Below are 3,230 nucleotides of genomic sequence, written 5' to 3'. Positions count from 1 at the left end.
TGGTTGCGGGGGCAGGATTTGAACCTGCGGCCTTCAGGTTATGAGCCTGACGAGCTACCGGGCTGCTCCACCCCGCGTGGGTGTTTGTGATGTTGGGGTATTTTTTGTGGTGTGAGTGGGCTGGGGGACCTGGCGGCGACCGACTTTTCCGCACCTTAAGGTGCAGTATCATAGGCGCTGAGGGATTTCACGGCCGAGTTCGGGATGGGATCGGGTGTAGGGCCCTCGCAATGGCCACCAGGTCTTCCAGCCCACCCTGTCTTTTGAGAGAGGGTGGAGGTTGGTGCATTTGTGAAGGGAGTGTGGCTGATTTCTGTGCATGTGTTTGATGTGAGAAGTATGAGCGATTAGGACCGGTTAGCTGCATGCATTACTGCACTTTCACACCCGGCCTATCAACGTGATGGTCTGTCACGGCTCTATGAGACCTCGTTTTGAGGTGGGTTTCCCGCTTAGATGCTTTCAGCGGTTATCCCGTCCATACTTAGCTACCCGGCTGTGCCACTGGCGTGACAACCGGTGCACCAGAGGTATGTTCATCCCGGTCCTCTCGTACTAGGGACAAATCCTCTCAAGTCTCTTACACCCACGGCAGATAGGGACCGAACTGTCTCACGACGTTCTAAACCCAGCTCACGTACCACTTTAATCGGCGAACAGCCGAACCCTTGGGACCTGCTCCAGCCCCAGGATGTGATGAGCCGACATCGAGGTGCCAAACCTCCCCGTCGATGTGGACTCTTGGGGGAGATCAGCCTGTTATCCCTAGAGTACCTTTTATCCGTTGAGCGATGGCCCGTCCACGTGGGACCACCGGATCACTATGGCCGACTTTCGTCTCTGATCGAGCTGTCACTCTCACAGTCAGGCGGGCTTATGCCATTGCACTCGACAGCCGGTTTCCGACCGGCCTGAGCCCACCATCGCGCGCCTCCGTTACACTTTGGGAGGCGACCGCCCCAGTCAAACTGCCCACCATGCAGGGTCCCGGACCAGGCTTACTGGTCTCGGTTAGACATCAGAAAAATTCAGGGTCGTATTTCAAGGATGGCTCCACCGGTGCTGGCGCCCCGGCTTCAAAGCCTCCGACCTATCCTACACAGAATGTCTCTGATGCCACTGCAAAGCTGCAGTAAAGGTTCATAGGGTCTTTCCGTCTGACCGCGGGTACCCCGCATCTTCACGGGGAATTCAATTTCGCTGAGTCGATGCTGGAGACAGTGGGGAAGTCGTTACGCCATTCGTGCAGGTCGGAACTTACCCGACAAGGAATTTCGCTACCTTAGGACCGTTATAGTTACGGCCGCCGTTTACCGGGGCTTCAATTCAGTGCTTGCACACCTCCTCTTAACCTTCCGGCACCGGGCAGGCGTCAGGCCCTATACGTCATCTCACGATTTCGCAGAGCCCTGTGTTTTTACTAAACAGTCGCTACCCCCTGGTCTGTGCCACCCGTCCATGGTTGCCCACGAGCGGGTCTCGTTTATCCCGAAGTTACACGAGCAATTTGCCTAGTTCCTTCAGCATCGTTCTCTCAAGCGCCTTGGTATTCTCTACCAGTCCACCTGTGTCGGTTTCGGGTACGGTCTATACGCCAGAGCTATTTCCTGGAATGATTGAAAAGCCTGTTCAATCCGTTAAGGACAGACAACATCTCTCATTCGTCACTTCTGGCAGGCCCAGTAATATTAAACTGGTTCCCATCGACTACGGCTCTCGCCCTCGCCTTAGGGGCCGGCTCACCCTGCGTGGATTAACCTTGCGCAGGAACCCTTGGACTTTCGGCGACAGTGTTTCTCGCACTGTTTGTCGCTACTCATGTCAGCATTCGCACTTCCGATATCTCCAGAGAGGGTCACCCCGTCTCCTTCGCAGACTTACGGAACGCTCCGCTACCGCGCATACTAAAGTATGCACCCACAGCTTCGGCACGTGGCTTGAGCCCCGTTACATTTTCGGCGCAGGGTTTCTAATAGACCAGTGAGCTATTACGCTTTCTTTAAAGGATGGCTGCTTCTAAGCCAACCTCCTGGTTGTTTTGGAATCCCCACATCCTTTCCCACTTAGCCACGATTTAGGGGCCTTAGCTGGTGGTCTGGGCTGTTTCCCTCTCGACAATGGACCTTAGCACCCACTGTCTGTCTGCCGGGCTATACTCCTGGGTATTCGGAGTTTGGTTAGGTTTGGTAAGGCTTTGGGCCCCCCTAGCCCATCCAGTGCTCTACCCCCCAGGGTAAACACCCGACGATCTACCTCAATAGATTTCGCGGAGAACCAGCTATCTCCGAGTTTGATTGGCCTTTCACCCCTAGCCACAGCTCATCCCCGACTTTTTCAACAGGCGTGGGTTCGGCCCTCCAGTGCGTGTTACCGCACCTTCAGCCTGGCCATGGCTAGATCACTCGGTTTCGGGTCTTCTGCCAGCAACTCATTCGCCCTATTCAGACTCGCTTTCGCTACGCCTACACCTAACGGCTTAAGCTCGCTGCAAACAGAAACTCGCTGACCCATTATACAAAAGGTACGCCGTCACCCCATAAGAGGCTCCGACTGCTTGTAGGCGTCCGGTTTCAGGTCTCTTTCACTCCCCTCATCGGGGTGCTTTTCACCTTTCCCTCACGGTACTTGTTCGCTATCGGTCACTAAGGAGTATTTAGGCTTGGAGGGTGGTCCCCCCATGTTCAGACAGGGTTTCACGTGCCCCGCCCTACTCGAATCCTTGTCAAAACACTACGCATACGGGGCTATCACCCATTCTTGCCGGACTTTCCAGACCGTTTTGCTTCTTCTTGACAAGGCATTGGCCTGCTCCGCGTTCGCTCGCCACTACTAGCGGAATCTCTGTTGATGTCTTTTCCTCCAGGTACTGAGATGTTTCAGTTCCCCGGGTTTGCCTCATACACCTATGTATTCAGTGCATGATCCTCTTGCGAGGGGGTTGCCCCATTCGGACATCCACGGATCAAAGCCTGTTCGCGGCTCCCCATGGCTTTTCGCAGCGTACCACGTCCTTCATCGCCTCTTAGTGCCAAGGCATCCACCGAACGCCCTTCTCATTCTCACACCATTCTTCATTCCCATCCGAAGACGGTTCTGAAGACACATGCACAGAAACCAGCCACACCATAAAGATGAAGCCAACTTCCGCACTCATGCGGTGTCAGTCACACTTTTCTTCACGCTGTCTGAATGCGTTCTCCATTTCCTTAACGCTCCTTCAAAGCCTAAGC

1 tRNA gene and 2 rRNA genes are annotated in these 3,230 nt (G+C 54.7%); all 3 read right to left on the bottom strand.

Annotated features, from left to right (window positions below):
- The 3 genes from JK208_RS14925 to JK208_RS14915 all read right to left on the bottom strand — a co-directional run bounded on the left by JK208_RS14925 (window position 1) and on the right by JK208_RS14915 (window position 3,064).
- A tRNA-Met gene (locus tag JK208_RS14925) sits at window positions 1-77 on the bottom strand.
- Between the two features lie 50 nt (window positions 78-127).
- Window positions 128-242: ribosomal RNA gene (gene rrf / locus JK208_RS14920) — 5S ribosomal RNA — on the bottom strand.
- Between the two features lie 85 nt (window positions 243-327).
- Window positions 328-3,064 (bottom strand): 23S ribosomal RNA (locus JK208_RS14915).
- Window positions 3,065-3,230: the final 166 nt, after the last annotated feature.

Source organism: Gluconobacter sp. Dm-74, from assembly GCF_018256135.1.
Classification (GTDB): Bacteria; Pseudomonadota; Alphaproteobacteria; order Acetobacterales; family Acetobacteraceae; genus Gluconobacter; species Gluconobacter cadivus.
The sequence above is the reverse complement of the archived record's forward strand: the minus strand, read 5'-3'. Positions and strand labels throughout refer to the sequence as shown.